At 71.7% G+C, this 17,074-nt stretch carries 15 protein-coding genes and 1 pseudogene; 13 read left to right on the top strand and 3 right to left on the bottom strand.

The genetic code is table 11. The annotated features are described in order from the left end of the window. The 6 genes and pseudogenes from LOY02_RS04925 to LOY02_RS04950 form a co-directional block, all read left to right on the top strand. A partial coding sequence (locus tag LOY02_RS04925; RefSeq protein ID WP_317181217.1) for a sensor histidine kinase occupies positions 1-1,352 on the top strand: 1,352 nt, incomplete at its 5' end. Between the two features lie 25 nt (positions 1,353-1,377). Continuing rightward, positions 1,378-2,040: a response regulator transcription factor gene (locus LOY02_RS04930; protein ID WP_317181218.1), complete on the top strand. Its 663-nt coding sequence runs from the start codon at positions 1,378-1,380 to the stop codon at positions 2,038-2,040. A 155-nt stretch (positions 2,041-2,195) separates the two neighbouring features. After that, positions 2,196-3,248 (top strand): annotated as a pseudogene (locus tag LOY02_RS04935) (acyltransferase family protein); the annotation flags it as partial. A 187-nt stretch (positions 3,249-3,435) separates the two neighbouring features. After that, the gene (locus LOY02_RS04940; protein ID WP_003792170.1) at positions 3,436-3,534 is read left to right on the top strand and encodes a 30S ribosomal protein bS22; all 99 of its coding nucleotides are present in this window, start codon (positions 3,436-3,438) and stop codon (positions 3,532-3,534) included. 257 nt (positions 3,535-3,791) lie between these two features. Further along, positions 3,792-4,838 (top strand): NAD-dependent epimerase/dehydratase family protein, encoded by a 1,047-nt coding sequence (locus LOY02_RS04945; protein ID WP_317181219.1) that lies wholly within the window; start codon positions 3,792-3,794, stop codon positions 4,836-4,838. A gap of 512 nt (positions 4,839-5,350) precedes the next feature. Further along, positions 5,351-6,541 (top strand): lysophospholipid acyltransferase family protein, encoded by a 1,191-nt coding sequence (locus LOY02_RS04950; protein ID WP_317181220.1) that lies wholly within the window; start codon positions 5,351-5,353, stop codon positions 6,539-6,541. A gap of 153 nt (positions 6,542-6,694) precedes the next feature. On the opposite strand, the gene LOY02_RS04955 is transcribed toward LOY02_RS04950, so the two are convergent. The 3 genes from LOY02_RS04955 to LOY02_RS04965 all read right to left on the bottom strand — a co-directional run bounded on the left by LOY02_RS04955 (position 6,695) and on the right by LOY02_RS04965 (position 9,428). Continuing rightward, a complete protein-coding gene (locus LOY02_RS04955) occupies positions 6,695-7,933 on the bottom strand; it encodes a hypothetical protein (RefSeq protein WP_317181221.1) in 1,239 nt (412 codons plus the stop codon). Positions 7,934-8,035: 102 nt separating this feature from the next. Then, on the bottom strand, positions 8,036-8,863 hold the full coding sequence (locus LOY02_RS04960; RefSeq protein WP_317181222.1) for a sigma-70 family RNA polymerase sigma factor: 828 nt from the start codon (positions 8,861-8,863) through the stop codon (positions 8,036-8,038). 55 nt (positions 8,864-8,918) lie between these two features. After that, positions 8,919-9,428 (bottom strand): DUF4383 domain-containing protein, encoded by a 510-nt coding sequence (locus LOY02_RS04965; protein WP_317181223.1) that lies wholly within the window; start codon positions 9,426-9,428, stop codon positions 8,919-8,921. A 222-nt stretch (positions 9,429-9,650) separates the two neighbouring features. Between LOY02_RS04965 and LOY02_RS04970 the strand changes: the two genes are divergently transcribed. The 7 genes from LOY02_RS04970 to hemB all read left to right on the top strand — a co-directional run bounded on the left by LOY02_RS04970 (position 9,651) and on the right by hemB (position 16,955). Then, positions 9,651-10,718, top strand: a complete 1,068-nt coding sequence (locus tag LOY02_RS04970) for a Vms1/Ankzf1 family peptidyl-tRNA hydrolase (protein ID WP_317181224.1) — start codon at positions 9,651-9,653, stop codon at positions 10,716-10,718. 68 nt (positions 10,719-10,786) lie between these two features. After that, positions 10,787-11,032, top strand: a complete 246-nt coding sequence (locus tag LOY02_RS04975) for a glutaredoxin family protein (protein WP_317181225.1) — start codon at positions 10,787-10,789, stop codon at positions 11,030-11,032. A gap of 227 nt (positions 11,033-11,259) precedes the next feature. After that, positions 11,260-12,003, top strand: a complete 744-nt coding sequence (locus tag LOY02_RS04980; RefSeq protein ID WP_317181226.1) for a redox-sensing transcriptional repressor Rex — start codon at positions 11,260-11,262, stop codon at positions 12,001-12,003. Next, positions 12,000-13,379: a glutamyl-tRNA reductase gene (hemA, locus tag LOY02_RS04985; protein ID WP_317181227.1), complete on the top strand. Its 1,380-nt coding sequence runs from the start codon at positions 12,000-12,002 to the stop codon at positions 13,377-13,379. Before LOY02_RS04980 ends, hemA begins: the two co-directional genes overlap by 4 nt. Beyond that, complete coding sequence (gene hemC / locus LOY02_RS04990) at positions 13,376-14,326, top strand: hydroxymethylbilane synthase (RefSeq protein WP_317181228.1); 951 nt, start codon at positions 13,376-13,378, stop codon at positions 14,324-14,326. Before hemA ends, hemC begins: the two co-directional genes overlap by 4 nt. Before the next feature lie 29 nt (positions 14,327-14,355). Then, a complete protein-coding gene (locus tag LOY02_RS04995) occupies positions 14,356-15,972 on the top strand; it encodes a uroporphyrinogen-III synthase (protein WP_317181229.1) in 1,617 nt (538 codons plus the stop codon). Positions 15,973-15,989: 17 nt separating this feature from the next. Then, positions 15,990-16,955, top strand: coding sequence for a porphobilinogen synthase (hemB, locus tag LOY02_RS05000; protein ID WP_317181230.1), 966 nt, complete (start codon positions 15,990-15,992; stop codon positions 16,953-16,955). Positions 16,956-17,074 lie beyond the last annotated feature (119 nt).

Consider the following 17,074-nt stretch of genomic DNA (forward strand, 5'->3'; position numbering starts at 1 on the left):
CCGACGGTCGCTGGACCGACCGCCGCAGGCCCGTCGGTTTCCTCGCCGGGCCAGTGCACGGGCGCACCTGGCGCGAGCTCGGCTTCATCGTGCTCGTCCTCCCGCTCGCACCGTTCGCCCTGGCCTACGGACTGCTCGTCATCGTGTCGACCGCGATCCTGTCCATCACTGTCTGGGGTCTCGTCGTGCCGGGCACTCTCGTGCAGGGGGCGCGCGGATGGGGATCGATGTACCGCGGACTGGCTCGTGCCCTCCTCGCCATCGACGTGGCCGAGCCAGCGCCGCTGAACGTGCGACAGGGATTCTGGGCTGGGCTGCGCGCCCGCATCACTGACGTGGCGGGCTGGCGGGCCGTGACCTTTCTTGTCGTGAGCTTCCCCGTCGCCATCGTGGGATTCGTCGTTGTGGTCACCCACCTGGGGGTGTCCCTCGGGCTCATGACGAACTGGATCTGGGGGCGCTACCTGCCGGAGACCGTCCTGAGCGACGGCACTCGTGCGCGCGGGATCAACTTCGGCCCGGACTGGGTCGCCGACACGCCGACGCGACAGGCCCTCGTCGCGGCGCTGGGCCTCGCCCTGTTCTTCGTGCTGCCGCCGGTGGTCCGCGCGTTCGCCCACCTGGGTCGCATGCTCGTCGTCGGCCTCCTTGCGCCCACCTCGGCGAGTCTGCGAGTTGCCTCGCTCGAGCGGTCCCGGAGCCACACTGTCGAGGACTCCGCGGAGCGCCTGCGCCGCATCGAGCGGGATCTGCACGACGGCGCGCAGGCCAGACTGGTCGCGATCGCCATGCAGCTCGGCGAGGCGGTCGACCTGCTCGGCCCCGACGGGAGGATCCGTCAGGACGAGCCCAGCGCATCCGCCTCCAGTGCAGCGGCCGCGCTCGTCACGAGTGCCCACCTGTCGACGAAGGAGGCGCTCGTGGAGCTGCGTGAGCTCGCCCGCGGGATCCACCCGCCAGCGCTCGACAACGGCCTGGCCGTCGCCCTCGAGACCCTGGCCGCCCGCTCTCCCCTGGACGTCGAGGCGCGAGTCGAGCCATTGGCCGACCCCTCGCCGGCCGTCGAGGCCATCATCTACTTCTGCGCGGCTGAGCTGCTCACCAACGCGGTGAAGCACGCCGACGCTTCGCGCGTCGTCGTCACCGTCGACGAGACCGACGGGCACCTGCGGCTTCGTGTCCAGGACGACGGCAGAGGTGGCGCCGCCATCCACGCGCCGGACAGCTCCGGGAACGGGTCGGGTCTCGCGGGTCTGGCCGAACGTGTCGCGGCCGTCGACGGGCACCTCGACGTCAGGAGCCCGGTGGGCGGCCCTACGGTGGTGACCGTCGTGCTGCCCGCCCGCGTCTGAGACGCGGTCATCGAGAAGGAGAGCCATGCGCCTCGTCATCGCCGAGGACTCCGCGATCCTGCGCGACGGACTCGTCGCCCTCGTGACGCGCCGGGCGCACGAGGTGGTGGCCGCGGTTGGCGACGGCGAGGCGCTCGTCGCCGAGGTGGGCCGATTGGCGGCGTCGGGCCAGGTGCCGGACGTCGCCGTCGTCGACATCCGCATGCCACCCACCCACACCGACGAGGGACTGAGGGCGGCGCTCGCACTCCGGGCCGCACACCCGGATCTCGGGGTCCTCTTGTTCTCCCAGTACGTCGAGACCCGCTTCGCCGCGCAGCTGCTCGGAGGCGGCGCCCAGCGGGTCGGCTACCTGCTGAAGGACCGCGTCGCCGACGTCGCTGACTTCATGGACGCGTTGACGCGCATCGCGGCCGGGCAGACGGTGCTCGACCCGGAGGTGGTCAGCCAGCTTCTGGGCGCGTCGTCCCGCCCCGACGGGCTCGACCGGCTCACGCCGCGTGAGACCGAGGTGCTGTCGCTCATGGCGGAGGGGAGGTCGAACGTCGCCATCGCCGACCGACTGCACCTGTCCTACGGTGCGGTCGAGAAGAACGTGACCTCGATCTTCGCCAAGCTCGACCTGCCGCGGGATGCCGGCGACCACCGGCGTGTCCTCGCGGTGCTCCGCTACCTCAGGCTCGACTGAGCCGTATGCCGCTGGGCTGGGTGGGGACAACCCCCCTGGCGCGGGGGGCCTGCCTTCACAGGGAAGGCGGATCGTCCCATGTTGTCGGTGATTCCGCTTCGCAAGACTCGAATCAGGTTGGAAATGCAGCCGATCCGAGCCTTGAGGAGTTTTCAATGTCTGTTCTGGTCAGACCCGCGGTGGCGCGCGAGGGGGCTGTCGGTCGGGACGTGTTCATCGACGCCGTGCGCGCTGTCGGGACGGCGTCCGTCATCCTGGTCCACTGGCTCATGCCTGAGGTCGCCTACTCCGACGGGCGCCTGGCCATCGGCAATGCGCTCGGCCACGGCGGCGCCTGGGTGCTGACCTGGGTCCTCGAGGTGCTGCCGCTCCTCTTCTTCGCCGCCGGGGCGTCGGCGGCCCACCAGCTGGCACGCAGGCCCGTGAGCACCGTGCAGCTGGTCACCCAACGGCTGCCGCGACTGCTCCGTCCGGTGGCTGCCTTCGCCGCGACCTGGGTCGTCCTGCTCGGTGCCCTGCTTGCCCTGGGCGCGCCCGCAGCCGTCGTCGGCCAGCTCGTCCGCCTCGCGCCCCAGCTGCTGTGGTTCCTCGGCGTCTACGTGCTGCTCCTGCTGCTCACGCCGAATCTGGCGCACGCCCACGCACGCTGGGGTTGGCGACTCCTGGTCTGCGTGATCGCGGCTCCGTTCGCCGTTGACCTGCTGCGTTTCGGGATCGGCGTGCATGGGATCGGGATCGCCAACGTCGTGCTCGGGTGGCTCGTGCCCTACCTGCTCGGGATGGCCTACGTCGACGCCCGGCGACGCTCACGGCTGCCGTCGGCCCGAGGGCTTGTCATCGTCGCGGCCGGAGCGCTCTGCGCGGCCGTCCTGTTGGCGACGCTCGGTCCCTACCCCGCGAGCCTCATCGGCCTGCCCGGCGAGCCTGTCTCCAACCTGGCACCGCCGACCGCCCTCGCTGTCGCGCACGGCGTCCTGCTCACGTGCCTCGTCCTCCTGGCGCGCCGGGTCCTCGTTGACCGAGCCTCGGCGGGACGGTGTGCCGTCGCCGTCGGCTGGGTGAGCAGGCACTCGATGACGCTCTACCTGTGGCATCTCACCGCCATGTTCGTCGTCGCGGCCTCCGCCCTGGCCTTCGACGCCGTGCCGGACCCCTGGTCGGTCACCTGGTGGCTCTCCAGGCCGCTATGGTTCGTCGCTGCAGCAGCAGTACTCGGAGTCCTGGTGCACCTCTTCGCGCGCCACGAGCACGGCTGCCGCCCCTCCGTCCTTTTGAGGTCAGCCCCGCGGACACGCTACGCTGGGCACTCGGCTCGGCTCGAGGAGTCGACTCTCCCGATTGACGGGTGGTCGGCGCAGGTCGGCACACAGCACCGTCAACGGATCAAGGACAACTATGGGCTCTGTCATCAAGAAGCGCCGCAAGCGGATGGCGAAGAAGAAGCACCGCAAGCTGCTGCGCAAGACGCGTCACCAGCGTCGCAACAAGAAGTGACCTGACGCGTTCAGGATGCGGCCCCGGCCGCACGTCTCGGCCCTCGCCCATCGGGCGGGGGTCGACTGCTGTCCGAACCGTCCGGCCCCGTGGTTCGAGATGGCCGTCCGCGACACCCGCACTGGGAGTCGCCGATCTCACGGCCCCGCCGCTCCGCCGCCGCTGGTACGCGTCGGTAGGGTGGTGCCGACGCCACGCGCGCAAGGAGGGGGCTACGCCCTCGCCCACGTCGTCACGTGCGGATACAGGAGGTGCCGATGGCCAGGGTCGTGCTCGTGACCGGCGTGTCCCGCTACCTCGGGGGCCTCTACGCCCGTCGGCTCAGCACCGACGCGGGGATCGAACGCATCATCGGAGTCGACGTCATCCCACCCAAGCACCCCATCGGGCGAGCTGAGTTCGTCCGGGCGGACATCCGCAACCCGATGATCGGTCGGATCATGAAACAGGCCGGCGTCGACACCGTCGTGCACATGAACGTCATCGCGACCCCCAAGGACACGGGTGGCCGCGTGACGCAGAAGGAGATCAACGTCATCGGCACGATGCAGCTGCTGGCGGCGTGCCAGAAGTCAGACGTCGTCCAGCGGCTCGTGGTCAAGTCGTCCGCAGCCGTCTATGGCTCGTCCCCGCGCGACCCGGCGATGTTCGCGGAGGACATGAACGCCAAGTCGACGCCGCGCACCGGATTCGGCAAGGACTCCATCGAGGTGGAGGGGTACGTCCGGGGCTTCTCGCGTCGCCGTCCCGACGTCGAGATCACGATGCTCCGCTTCGCCAACGTCGTCGGACCGCAGATCCGGACGGCAGTCACCGACTACTTCGCCCTGCCCGTCGTCCCGGTCCCCCTCGGCTACGACGCCCGACTGCAGTTCATCCACGAGGACGACGCCGTCTCCGCGCTGGTCACGGCGACGACCGGTCCCTCCGTCGGCATCGTCAACGTCGCCGGGGATGGCTTCCTCACGCTCCTGCAGTGCCTGGCGATGGTCCGGCGACCGGTCGTGCCGGTCCCGATGATCACCGCCGGCCTGATCGGCAACGTCGTCAAGCGAAGTGGCCTCGCTGACTTCTCGCCGGACCAAATCGCGTTCCTGGCCTTCGGGCGGGGGCTGGACACGACCCGGATGCGGACGGTCTTCTCGTTCGAGCCCCAGTACACGACCCGGGAGGCCTTCCAGGCGTTCGCCAGCCATCTGCGTCCGATCGTGCCCGGTCTCGAGGAGGTCGGAGGTGTCGTCAGCGGCGCGGCCGGCGGTGGCGCCGCGGCGCTGGCCCGGGTCCTCGAAAGGCTTCAGCAGTGACAGCGCGCAAGGACGAACCCGCAGCCCGAGCTCGTCGCAGGCGGACCGGCCCGGGAGCCGACGACGCCGCGGCAACGGGAGAGGCGACCGCGACGCGGCGCACTGCACCAACGCCCGCCAAGGCCCGCGCCACCGCTCGACGCGCCGATCCGGCAAAGGACGGGACCGCGAAGCGACGCTCCAGCCCGGCCACGAAGCGGCCCTCGAGCCAGCGGGCGAAGCAGCCCGCCGGAGGAGGTCGGCCGACGGAGGCACGCCCAGAGGACACGATCGTTCGACCCGCACCCACCTCTCGTGCCTTTGCCGCAGGTGCAGCTCGAGCCTCCGGGGAGCGTCGGCGTCGGTCCGGTACACCCCTGCTGGCCACGCCCGAGCGGGTCGAGGTCAGCGCGGCCCGCCGCGGCGTGACGTCGACCCAGCCTGCGGGGAGCGCGCGGCCCAAGCGCGGGACCGCGGCGCCGGTCCCGTCGGCGGTCACTGGAGAGCGCGTGTCCGACGGTGCGTCAACGGAGGTGACCAGGACGTCGTCTCCCCGCAAACGCCCGCCGCGCAAGGCGATTCGCGAGCGCCGTGAGCAGCGTGCGCGCGAACGCGCCCTGCACCCGGTGCCGTCGATGCCCGAGCCTCCTGATGAGGTCGCTTCGGAGGCCGAGCCAGCCCAGCGGCATACGACAACGACCGGGGGCTCCAACCTCGGCGTCGACGCTCTCGCAGCGGGCCTGCAGAGCACCGCCCAGCGGCTCGTGGGCGCTGTGCTCGGCGGTGCCGAGTTCTCGTCCGAGGCGCGCCCCGGGCCGGCCGAGCTCGTCGATCTCGCCGTCAATGTCCTTCGCGCGGCTGCGACCACGGCCGGCGTGCCCGCCGACGACATCGAGCACCAGGTTGCCGAGACGCTGGCCTACGTGCGGCGCCGGTTGACCGGGGAGTACGAGGTCGACGAATTCGGTTTCGACGCGGACTACACCGTCCACGTCCACCTGCCCCTGCTGCGCCCCCTCTACCGGTCGTGGTTCCGGGTCGAGGTCAAGGGAATCGAGAACATCCCCGCAGAGGGTGGCGCCCTCATCGTGGCGAACCACTCCGGCACCGTGGCGATGGACTCGCTGATGACGCAGGTCGCCGTCTACGACGAGCACCCCAACCACCGCCACCTGCGCATGCTCGCGGCCGACCTCGTCTTCCAGACACCCTTCGTCGGCTCCATCGCCCGTCGCTCCGGCTCGACGCTCGCGGCGAACTCCGACGCCGAGCGACTGCTGGGCGAAGGCCATCTGGTCGGTGTCTGGCCGGAGGGCTTCAAGGGGGTGGGCAAGCCGTTCAGCGAGCGCTACAAGCTCCAGCGTTTCGGCCGCGGGGGCTTCGTGTCGGCGGCCTTGCGTGCTGGCGTGCCGATCGTGCCCTGTTCCATCGTCGGGGCCGAGGAGATCTACCCGATGATCGGGAACATGCCGACCCTCGCCCGGTTGCTCGGCCTGCCCTACGTCCCGATCACGCCGACCTTCCCGTGGCTCGGGCCGCTCGGTGCGGTCCCGCTGCCGAGCAAGTGGCTCATCGAGTTCGGTCCTCCGATCGACACGACGACGTTCGGCGCGGACGCCGCAGACGATCCGATGCTCGTCTTCGACCTCACCGACCAGGTCCGCGAGACGATCCAGCAGACGCTGTACAGCTTGCTCATGCAGCGGCGGTCGGTCTTCCTCTGACGCGTCCGCCGCGGCCGCGTTCTGGGGGCCGCGGCGGGATGGCGCCCACCACGTACCGGGCCCCGGCCCGAAAGATGGTGGCCTGGGCTAGGTTCCCCCACCATCCATCGCACCCCGGCCCGAAAGATGGCGGCGACGACGCTGGTGCCGACCTCAGGGGAGTGTCGGGTCGAGCGGGACCGAGAGCGTCGGCACGGTCAGCGTCGCTCCCGGGAGCGTCACGCCTCCGCCTCCGACCGTGACGGTCGAGGAGACCCCGAGAGTCGGCAGGTTCACCGTCGCGTCGGGGAGGGTCACGCCCCCGCCTCCGCCGGTGACCGCCGTGGTCGTGATGCCGACCCCGGGGAGTCCGACCGTGGCGGAGCCGATCGTGGCGGGCGGTAGCGAGACCGTGGCGCCGGGCAGGCCTGGCGTCGACGTCGAGTCAGGAGCGGTGGTCGTGCCGGTCGGCGCTGTGGCCGCCGGGGCCGTGCCCGTCGCTGTGGGTAGCGGATCGGTCGCGGCCACGGGCGATGCGAGCACGCCATCGATGAGCAGCTGGTCGAGCTGCCGCTGGGCGTCGGCCGCACGCTCGCCGCATGTCGTGCAGGAGGCGAGCTCCCGGAGCGTCTCGAGCTCGCTTTCTGCGAGGAGGGCGCGCAGCCGCTCCCAGGACGGCACCGCTTCTCCGGGCAGTCCGGGCCGCAGGGCGTCCACCTGCGGGCGGGCCTGCGTGATGAAGTCCGCGAGCGCGGTGAGGGCGTCGGCCCGTCCCTCGGTCCGGTAGACGTCGATGAGGATGGACCGGGCTGCGGCGGTCGACCCGGTTGCGCCGTCGAGGGCGACGACGAGGTCCGCGGCAGCGGGATCGCCGCGGTCGACCAGCTCGCGGGCGTCGCTCAGGTGTTCCTGGGCCTGTGCGAGATGGGTCAGGCCGACGTCCAAGCCCCCGCCGGCGAGCTGGACGGCAGCACGGTCGAGCAGCTGCTTCACCGGGTAGAGCAGGTCGCCCGGGGCCGCCTGGCGCGACGCCACGCCCAGCCCTCCAGCGAGAAGGACGATGGCCGCGGCCGCGGCAGCGAGGTACCGCACCGGTCGCGCGGCGAGGTGGAGCACGGAGACCGAGGCGCCGTCCTGGTCGCTCCCGCTCACTGGGGCTGCCACCATCGTGGTGCCGTCGGCCGCCTTGTTGCTGCCCTCGGCGGCGTTGCCCTGCGCGATCGGGTGGGACTCGGAGGTCAGCTGCTCGCGCAGGCCCGTCACGAACTCACGGCGAGGCGCCAGGCCCGACTGGTCGACGGCCGCCACGGCGTGCAGCACGCTGACGAGCTCGAGGATGCCGGGTTTGCTGACCGGTTCCCGGTCGAGCGCGCGCTGGAGGATCTCCGCGTCACCGCTGGGGGGACGGTCCATGCGTCGCTCCTGGCCTTTCCGGGGTAGTCGTCTCGGCTTCTCGTTCTCGGGCGGGTCCGCCGGCACCCGGGAAACGATGCCGGACAGGGCGGGGTTACGCGGTCAGAGCTCGACCCCCTCCAGCAGTCGGCGCAGCGCCCTCGTGGCTCGCAGCTGGAGCTGCTTGACCGCCCCTTCGGACTTGCCCAGCACCGCGGCCGTCTGCGCGAGGTTGAGGCCCTGGAGGAACCTCAGCGTGATGCACTCGGCCTGCTCCGGGGCGAGCTGCCTGATGGCGGCGACGAGACGTTCGTCGCGCAGCCGGGCCAGCACCTCGGTCTCCGGCGCGTCGACGAGATCGTCGGCGTCGCGCATGTCCGCTGTCGTCACCTCGAAGCGGAAGCGCGCCGACTTGACGTGGTCCGCGATGAGGTTGCGGGCGATGGTGACGAACCACGCCGCGATGTCGCGGCCCTGCCACGAGAAGGTGTCGATCCGGCGCATCGCCCGGATGAAGGTCTCGGATGTCAGGTCCTCGGCCAGTGGACGCTGCCCGACGCGAACCAGGACGTAGCGAAAGACGGTGTCGACATAACTGTCGTAGAGCTGCGCGAAGGCCTCGCGGTCGCCCTCCTGGGCGAGCTGGACCAGGGCTTCGATGCGGGCCCTGGCCACCTCGTCGCGGTCACGGTGCTGTGTGGACCCGCCCGGAGCAACGCGCGAACCGGGAGAGCCGCCGGATCCCGACCATTCACGGGCACGTGCCCCGCTCCGCTCACCCTCGACGGCCGCCCACAGCAGGTCGAACGCCACGCGCCACGTCGGCAGCGGGATCGGCCACGCCACCGTCGGCGCGGACGGCGCAGCCGCCGATGGCCCGGTGGCGGCCACGAGCCACCCGTCGGGTGCGGCATCGGTACGACGATCCGCCGTCGTCGGGTGGCCATGCATCCGGACAGTTTCGCCGAAGTCCCCGCGCGATGGGGACTTCGGCGGACTGCAGTTGCTAGCGAACCGCACCTCGACTCACCGGGGTTTCGCGGTGCTGCGGGCGGAGGGCGAAGCCCAGACCGATCATCCCCAGCCCGAGCACGAGGTGGAGCCAGTCGTCGGCCGTGTTGAGTGGGACGAAGTTGGCGGCCGACTCCTTGTCGATGAGCAGCCCGTAGAGCGTGAGCAGCAGGTAGACGATGCCGCCGCCGATGAGGAAGTTGCGCGCTCCCGAAGCCGTTCGTGACAGGGCGTAGCCCACGACGCCGAAGAGCAGGTGGACGATGTTGTGCAGGATCGAGACCTGGAAGATGCCGAGCAGCATCGCGCCGGACTCGTGTCCCGCGAAGGTCATGGAGTCGTAGTCGCTGGTGATGCCGGGGATGAACCCCAGCACGCCCACGAGAAGAAAGACGATGGAGACGGCCTTCGCCGCCGCCTGCACGGCCGTTCCCCGACCGACACCGTCGTGGTCCTGTCGGTGCGCCCCGACCGGGCGCCTGGTCTCGCCGGGATTGCTGGTCATCATGCCTCCCTGGGTGAGGTGTACCGACGCATGTGCCCGCAGTGCGGGCGTCCCAAACATCGGCCGGCTGCCGCGGACCCGCCTGGTGTCCGAACCCGGCCCAGCGGCATACCCCTCCGTGCGGAGTCACCGCAGGACGTGCAAGGGGCGGCCCGGACTGTCCCTGTTGGGGCTCGCCGTGCCGGGGTAGCGTTCGAGGGAGACGATCGGTGGGAGGTAGCGATGCAGCTCGAATGGCTCAAGCCGCTCACGGACCTCGAGGGGCCGTTCGCGTGTGCGACCCTCGACGTCAGCAACCTCGACCCCACGAGCCGGACCCATCGGCTCGCGTCCTGGGCGTCAACCCGCAAGGAGCTCGAGCGCTGCGGCGCCGACCAGGAGACGCTGTCCATCCTCGAGGATGCCGTCTCAGGGGCCGCGGACGGGGTGGGCGAGCGGACCCGGGTGGTCTGCGCGGGTCGGGGACGACTGCTCCTCGACGTCGGTCTCGAGGGCCGCCCGCGCCGGCAGGCCTCGTCGTTCGGCCCGGTGCCCAAGGTCATGGACGTCGTCCGGGGCCTCGACGGCAAGGAGACCTATGCGGTCGTGCGACTCGACCGCGAGGGCGCGGACATCGAGGTCATCGATCCGACGGGCGCCCTCGTCACCGCGACCGACGTGACCGGAGACCACGACGAGCTGCGCAAGGTCGGTGCCGGGGGAGCGTCGCAACGCCGCTTCCAGGCGCGCGCCGAGGACTCGTGGAAGCACAACGCGACGCAGGTCGCGGCCGAGCTCGACCGGCTCGTGCGCGAGGTGCGCCCCGGCGTCGTCTTCCTCGAGGGGGAGGAGCACATGACGTCCTACCTGACCGACCACGCCCCTGGGCCACTCGGAGACCTCATCACGCGGCTGGACACGGGCGGGAGGGCCGCCGGCACTTCCGAGTCCGCTGAGGCAGTCGCAAAGGACCGAGAGCTCGCCCGTCGGCGGGCGGAGCGCGACGCCCGCCTCGTCGAGCGGTTCGGCGATGCCACCGGGGCCGGTTCCGCAGTCGAGGGCTGGGAGGCAGTGACCGCAGCCGTCGCCAAGGCGCAGGTCGCCCACGTCCTGCTCGGTCCGGACGTCTGGAACCGCGAACACCCTGAGCCGGGGTCTGTCGAGGGGGCCGGCCAGGACCACGACCAGGACACCCTGCTGTGGTCCTTGGCGACAGTCGGTGCGGAGCTGTCGCTCGTCGCCCAGCCGTTCGACGTCAAGGACGGGATCGCCGCCATCCTGCGCTGGAGCGACGCCGCCACGTCGCGCTGAGTCGCCGACAGCGGGCCCAGATGGCCCGACGGAACGAGCAGGGGGTGGCGGCTGGCTAGCATGGGACCATGCAGGAGCCCGCACCGCGTGTCACGCTCATCGGCCGGCCCGGATGCCATCTGTGCGACGAGGCCAGGTCCGTGATCGAGAGGGTCACCACCGACCTCGGCGTGGCCTGGGACGAGCGCTCGATCGATGACGACGCCGAGCTCCGGGCGAAGTATGCCGACCAGATCCCCGTGACGCTCGTCGACGGCCGGCGCCACGACTTCTGGCGCGTGGACGAGGCACGATTGCGCTCCGCACTCGGCTGAAACCGCCCGACGGCGGCCACTCGCGTGGAACATCCGCCCAGCCCAGCCGGCGTTGCGCCGTGGCGCCGGGCACGGCTGTCCACGGAGTGGGGCGATTCCTTTCTCACTTTGTGCATGCCTTCACAAACGTCTAGCCTGATCCGGTACCCACGCGCTCCGCGTTCGGGGCCATACGGGCGCGCCCGAGGGCCCCGGTCGCCTCAGATGAGAGGAGCCGGTGACCAAGCGTGTCGGCCGACCCTGCACAGCGACGCGAGATCCCCGACGCCACCGTCGCGCGGCTGCCTGAGTACCTGAGGACCCTGTCCCGGCTCGCTGAGGAAGGCGTGCCGTCCGTGTCGTCCGAGGAGCTCGCTGCGGCGGTGGGGGTCCGATCGGCCCAGCTGCGCAAGGACCTGAGCCATCTCGGCTCCTACGGGGTGCGCGGGGTCGGCTATGAGGTGGAGACCCTGGCCCTGGAGATCTCGCGGGCGCTCGGGCTCACCCAGGACTGGCCGGTTGCCATCGTCGGGATGGGCAACCTCGGCCACGCACTCGCGTCGTACTCCGGATTCGTCACCAAGGGTTTCCGTATCGTCGCGCTCTTCGACGACGATCCTGCGTTGCGCGGAGAGGTCGTCCAGGGCGTCGCCATCCAGCCCTTCGACCAGCTGCCCGCCAGCTACTCCCAGGGCCCCATCGCGATCGGGGTCATCGCCACGCCGGCCATCGCCGCTCAATCGGTCTGCGACGCGCTCATCGACGTCGGAGTCCGGTCGATCCTCAACTTCGCCCCGGCCGTCCTCTCGGTCCCCGACGGTGTCGACGTCCGCCGGGTCGACCTGTCGACCGAGCTGCAGATCCTCGCCTTCCACGCGCAGCAGAAGGCCCTGGCCCACGGGTCACTCGACGGTGTCGCAGCCACCCCAGCGGTCCCAGCTGCCCCGCGGCTCGCCGGGGGCGCCGAGCCGGAATCGGCGGTGGCGCCGTGAGCCTTCTCGTCATCGGCCTGTCCCACCGCACGGCGCCCCTCGCGGTGCTCGAGGCGCTCTCGGAGTCGCCCGACCGAGTTGCCGACATCGCCACGGCAGTGCTCGCGTCCGCGACGGCGTCGGAGGCCGTCGTCCTCTCGACGTGCAACCGGCTCGAGGTCTACGCGGAGGTCCCTGCCTTCCACCCCGCGGTGGCCGCGATCGGCGAGGCGCTCGCCATCGCCGCGGGGACGCGACGGGAGGGGCTGCCGAGAGCCATCGACGTTGCCCCAGCAGATCCGGTCGAGGAGCTGGCCGCCCGAGCGGAGGCCATCGCCGACCACCTCTACGTCCGCTATGACGACGGCGCCGTGGCACACGCCTTCACCGTCGCCTGCGGGCTCGACTCGATGGCGGTCGGGGAGTCGCAGATCCTCGGTCAGATGCGCGACGCCCTGGCGGTGGCCCAGCAGACCGGCCGGGCCGGGGAGTCGCTCAACTCCCTCTTCCAGCACGCGCTCCGGGTCGGCAAGCGCGCCCACACCGAGACCGACATCGACCAGCACAGCGTGTCCCTCGTGCAGATGGGGCTCGAGGAGGCCGGCCAGGTGCTCGGCGACCTCCGTGGCCGGCGGGCCGCCGTCGTCGGCGCCGGGGCGATGAGCGGACTTGCCGTGGCGACCACGGCACGTGCGGGCGTCTCCGACCTCACGGTCATCAACCGGACCCCGGCCCGGGCCGAACGACTGGCCGCGTCCGTCGGTGGGACGGCCCGGCCCTGGGCGGACCTCGAGGACGTCCTGGCGGCGAGCGACCTCGTCATCACGTGCACCGGGGCCGTGGGCCACGTCATCACCGAGGACCGACTGGCACGCAGCGTGGTCGCCCGGAGTGGGCGCCCGCAGGTCGTCATCGATCTCGCCCTCCCGCGGGACGTCGCGCCCAGGGAGACGTGGGCCTCCCCGTTGCCGAGCATCCGGCTCATCGACCTGGAGGACCTGGGCGGGCGCCGCGAGGGCCGCTCGGACGTGGTCCAGGTCGACCGCGTCAGCGAGCTCGTCACTGCCGAGGTCGCCGACTACCTGACTCGGCGACTGGAGAAGTCCGTCGCCCCCACAGTCGCTGCGCTCCGCGCGCGAGCCGCCAGCCTCGTCTCCACCGAGCTGGATCGGCTCCACCAGCGGCTGCCGGAGCTCGACGACGCGACCCGCGCAGAGGTCGGCCACGCCGTGCACCGGATCGTCGAGAAGCTCCTGCACACTCCGACGACGCGCGTCAAGGAGTTCGCGGTGGAGGGCGGCGGACACGACTACGCGGCAGCGCTTCGCGAGCTGTTCGACCTCGAGCCCAAGGACGTGGCCAACGTCTCGTCCCCACCCAAGCGTGGCGTCTCGTGACCGCCCTTCGCCTCGGCACGCGCCGCTCGGCCCTCGCCACCACCCAGTCCGGGTGGGTCGCGGACCGACTGCGTGCGGCCGGGCACGACGTCGACCTTGTCGAGATCACCACCGAGGGCGACGTCTCGGGAGACCTGCTCACGGCCATCGGGGGCACGGGCGTCTTCGCCGCCGCCATCCGACAGGCCCTCAAGAGCGACCAGGTCGACCTCGCCGTGCACTCCCTCAAGGACCTGCCGACTGCTGAGGAGCCCGGACTCGTCGTGGCAGCCGTGCCACCCCGCGAGGACAGCAGGGACGTCCTCGTCGCGCGCGACGGTCTCACGCTCGGCGAGCTGCCGGTCGGAGCCGTCGTCGGCACCGGGTCTCCCCGCCGCACCGCGCAGCTCGCCGCGCTCGGTCTCGGGCTCGAGGTCCGTCCCATCCGCGGCAACGTCGACACGCGCCTCCGCTTGGTCAGCTCGGGTGAGCTCGACGCCGTCGTCCTTGCCCGGGCAGGCTTGGCCCGACTCGGCCGACTCGACGTCGTCACGGAGGTGCTCGACCCGATCCAGGTTCTCCCGGCCCCCGGGCAGGGCGCGCTCGCCGTCGAGTGCCGACGCGACCGGCCCCACGTGCTGGAGGCAGTGAGCAGCCTCGACGACGCCGACACCCGCGCCTGCGTCACCGCTGAGCGGTCCCTGCTCGCCGCGCTCGAAGCCGGGTGCACCGCGCCGGTCGGAGCCCTCGCCGAGGTCGTCGAGGGAGACGACGGCCTCGAGCTGTCCCTCCGTGCCTTCGCCGGCAGCGAGGACGGTGGTATCGAGTTGCGCAGGTCCCTCGCGGGTCGGTATGACGAACCTGAGGCGCTCGGTCGACGACTTGCCCACATCCTGCTCGAGGACGGCGCCGCCGGCCTCGGTCAGCCCTCCACTCCCGCACCACGACCCCCGGAGCCAGTTTCGTGACTCGTACACGCCAGCCGTCAGAGCCGACGGTGTCGACCCCCACGGTCCCGACCTCGCCGGCACGCGTCGCCTTCGTCGGGTCCGGCCCCGGCGACCCCGGACTGCTCACCCTCCGGGCCCGCGACCTGCTCGCCGCGGCGGACATCGTCGTCCTCGACCACCTCATGGACGAGGGCGCGGTCCGGCGCCTCGCTCGCGAGGACGTCCAGGTCATCGACGCCGGGCACGGTGAGAACGGCCAGGAGCTGACCCACGCCGTGCGCGCCAAGCTCGTCGTCAAGGCCGCGAAGTCCGTGCCGGCAGGTGGTCTCGTCGTGCGGCTCATGGACGGCGACCCGGCGATGTTCACCGGCCTGGTCGACGAGGTCAGGGCCTGCCGCAGGGCCGGCATCACCTATGACGTCGTTCCCGGGGTCTCGGCGGTCACCGCGGTGGCGACGTATGCAGGCGTCCCGCTCACCTCCAAGACCGCGCCCGCTGTCCACGTCCTCAACGCCGACCAGGCCGGGTCCCTCGACCTCGCTCGCTACAGCACCCACGACGACACTGTCGTCATCCTCGGCTCGACCGAGGCCATCGGCTCGGCGCTCGCCGGCCTCCTCGAGTGCGGGCGTCCGGCCGAGGCCGAGGTCGCCCTCGTCGCGCGTGGCACGACGGTGAGCCAGGCGTCGTGGGCGACGACCCTCGCCGAGGCGGGGGCGGCGCTCGCCCGCGCCGCCGGGGGGATCTCAGCGGCCGTCGTCTCGCCCAACGTGGCCCTGCGCGACGAGTTCTCGTGGTTCGAGACCAAGCCGCTCTTCGGCTGGAAGGTCCTCGTCCCTCGCACCCAGGCACAGGCCGGGCCGATGGTCGAGCGGCTCGCTGCCTACGGTGCCGTCGCCGACGTGGTGCCGACCATCTCGGTCGAGCCGCCGCGCACCCCCCAGCAGATGGAGAAGGCGGTCCGGGGCCTCGTCACCGGGCGCTACGAGTGGATCGGGTTCACCTCGACCAACGCCGTGCGAGCCGTCCGGGAGCGATTCGAGGAGCTCGGCCTCGACGCGCGGGCCTTCGCGGGACTCAAGGTCGCGGCGGTCGGTGGCGTCACGGCCGACGCGCTGCGGCACTGGGGCATCAACCCGGACCTCGTGCCGACCGGCGAGCAGTCGGCGGCCGGGCTGCTCGAGGTGTGGCCGGAGTTCGACGAGGTGCTCGACCCGATCAACCGGGTCCTGCTGCCGCGCGCGGACATCGCCACCGAGACCCTCGTGGCCGGCCTGCGCGACATGGGCTGGGAGGTCGACGACGTCACGGCGTACCGGACCGTCCGCGCGGCGCCCCCGGCGCAGCACGTCCGAGACGCCATCAAGGGCGGCGAGTACGACGCGGTCCTGTTCACGTCGAGCTCGACGGTGCGCAATCTCGTCGGCATCGCCGGCAAACCGCACCCGGCGACCGTGGTTGCCTGCATCGGTCCCGCAACGGCCAAGACCGCACAGGAGCACGGCCTGCGCGTCGACGTGCTCGCACCCGAGGCCTCGGCCCTCAGCCTCGTCGACGCCCTCGCCGGCCACGGCGTCGGCCTCGCCGTCGCGGCCGCTGAGGCGGGGCAACCGGTTCAGCGTCCCAGCGACAAGCGGCCCGCCTCGCGTCGCCGCGCCCGGTGAGGACGAGGAGACCCACCGTGATCGAGCGCCCGCGCCGCCTGCGCCAGAACGATGCGCTCAGGGCGCTCGTCGCCGAGACCCGTCTGCACCCGAAGGACCTCGTGCTGCCGGCCTTCGTGGCTGAGGGCGCCGACACGCCGCGTCCGATCTCCAGCATGCCGGGCGTCGTCCAGCACAGCCTCGACTCCCTCGTCGCCGAGGCCCGGCGCTGCGTCGAGGCCGGCATCGGCGGGATCATGCTCTTCGGCGTGCCCACCACCAAGGATGCGACCGGGTCCGGCGCGTGCCAGCCCGGCGGCATACTCAACATTGCCCTCGCTCGCGTGCGGGAGGCCGTCGGCGACGACCTCGTCGTCATGGCCGACACGTGCCTCGACGAGTTCACCGACCACGGCCATTGCGGGGTCCTCGACGAGCGCGGCCGCGTCGACAACGACGCGACCCTCGAGCTGTACGCCGAGATGGCGGTCGCCCAGGCCCGCGCCGGCGCCCACGTCGTCGGCCCGTCCGGGATGATGGATGGCCAGGTCGCCGCGATCCGTGAGGCCCTCGATGCGGCCGGCTTCACCGACACGGTGATCCTCGCCTACGCCGCCAAGTACGCGTCGGCCTTCTTCGGACCGTTCCGCGAGGCCGTCCAGTCGAGCCTGCAGGGCGACCGCCGCACCTACCAGCAGGACCCGGCCAACATCGTCGAGTCCCTGCGCGAGATCGACCTCGACCTCGCGGAGGGTGCGGACCTCGTCATGGTCAAGCCCGCGATGTCCTACCTCGACGTCGTCGCGGCCGCGGCCGAGCGGTCGTCCGTGCCCGTCGCCGCCTACCAGGTGTCGGGGGAGTACTCCATGATCACCGCGGCCTCCGCCAACGGCTGGATCGACCGCAGGGCAGCTGCGCTGGAGTCGCTCCTGTCGATCCGCCGCGCGGGCGCCCAGGTCGTCCTCACCTACTTCGCCCTGGAGGCCGCTGACTGGCTGGCCTGACTGGCTGGGCCCGGCTGGCTGGCCTGACTGGCTGGCCCGGCTGGCTGGCCTGACTGGCTCGCCCATCGGCTCGCCCGACTGGCCCGAATGCCTCGGCTGCGATGATCAGCCGCGCCGTG

Origin of the sequence: Intrasporangium sp. (assembly GCF_032907665.1) — a bacterium.
GTDB lineage: Bacteria > Actinomycetota > Actinomycetes > Actinomycetales > Dermatophilaceae > Intrasporangium.